Consider the following 1,085-nt stretch of genomic DNA (forward strand, 5'->3'; position numbering starts at 1 on the left):
CCGCCGTGACCGCCTTGCCCGCCGCCCGCCTGACCCACCTGCAACGCCTCGAGGCCGAGAGCATCCACATCATGCGCGAGGTTGCGGCGCAGTTCCGCAACCCCGTCATGCTCTACTCCATCGGCAAGGACAGCTCGGTCATGCTGCACCTCGCCATGAAGGCCTTCCACCCCTCCAAGCCGCCCTTCCCGCTCATGCACGTGGACACCACCTGGAAGTTCCGCGAGATGATCGCGTTCCGCGACCAGCGCGTGAAGGACCTCGGCCTCGACCTCATCGTCCACGTCAACCAGGACGGCGTGCACCAGGGCATCGGCCCGTTCTCCCACGGCTCGGCCGTGCACACCGACATCATGAAGACCCAGGCGCTCAAGCAGGCGCTCGACAAGCACGGCTTCGACGCCGCCTTCGGCGGGGCCCGGCGCGACGAGGAGAAGAGCCGCGCCAAGGAGCGCATCTTCTCCTTCCGCACCTCCACCCACCGTTGGGACCCGAAGAACCAGCGCCCGGAGCTGTGGAATCACTACAACGGCCGCATCAACAAGGGCGAGAGCATCCGCGTCTTCCCGCTCTCCAACTGGACCGAGCTCGACATCTGGCAATACATCTACCAGGAGAACATCCCGGTGGTGCCGCTGTACTTCGCCGAGCCGCGTTCGGTGGTGGCGCGCGACGGTGCCTTGATCCTGGTGGACGACGAGCGCCTGCCGCTCAAGCCCGGTGAGGTGCCGGAGACGAAGTGGGTGCGCTTCCGCACGCTGGGCTGCTACCCGCTGACCGGCGCCGTGGAAAGCCGCGCGCGGACGCTGGCCGAGGTGATCCGCGAGATGCTGCTGGCGACCACGTCGGAGCGCCAGGGCCGCGTCATCGACCAGGACGCCGCCGCCTCCATGGAGATCAAGAAGCAGGAAGGCTATTTCTGATGCCCGCCGCCCAAAACGCCGCCCAGGACGCCATCGCCGAGGTCGAAGCCTACCTGCGCGACCAGGAGAACAAGGACCTTCTGCGCTTCATCACCTGCGGCTCGGTGGACGACGGCAAGTCCAGCCTGATCGGCCGGCTGCTGTACGACTGCAAGCTGCTGT

General features: G+C 66.8%; 1 protein-coding gene. It reads left to right on the forward strand.

What is annotated here, in order from left to right; translation table 11 throughout:
* The first annotated feature begins 5 nt into the window (after positions 1 to 5).
* A complete protein-coding gene (gene cysD / locus TSO221_RS34255) occupies positions 6 to 923 on the forward strand; it encodes a sulfate adenylyltransferase subunit CysD (protein WP_348770305.1) in 918 nt (305 codons plus the stop codon).
* Positions 924 to 1,085 lie beyond the last annotated feature (162 nt).

Origin of the sequence: Azospirillum sp. TSO22-1 (genome assembly GCF_003116015.1) — a bacterium.
Classification (GTDB): Bacteria; Pseudomonadota; Alphaproteobacteria; order Azospirillales; family Azospirillaceae; genus Azospirillum.